We start from the raw sequence: 209 nt of genomic DNA, 5'->3' as shown, positions 1-209 counted from the left end.
GGGTGTGTAGCTCAGTTGGGAGAGCGTCGCCCTTACAAGGCGAATGTCGGGAGTTCGAACCTCTCCACACCCACCACTAACTAGACAGTGGGCTTCTTACTTAGGTAAAGGCAAAAGTACTAGACCATGTTGGAGTGGTAGTTCAGTTGGTTAGAATACCTGCCTGTCACGCAGGGGGTCGCGGGTTCGAGTCCCGTCCATTCCGCCAT

General features: G+C 54.1%; 2 tRNA genes. Both read left to right on the top strand.

The features are described from left to right. Positions 1-76 (top strand) — tRNA-Val (locus tag AC2A4J_RS20505). Between the two features lie 55 nt (positions 77-131). Then, positions 132-208: transfer RNA gene (locus AC2A4J_RS20500), tRNA-Asp, on the top strand. The last annotated feature ends 1 nt before the right edge of the window (position 209 follow it).

The sequence above is a fragment of the Marinomonas sp. ATLA20 genome, from assembly GCF_057180105.1.
The sequence above is the reverse complement of the archived record's forward strand: the minus strand, read 5'-3'. Positions and strand labels throughout refer to the sequence as shown.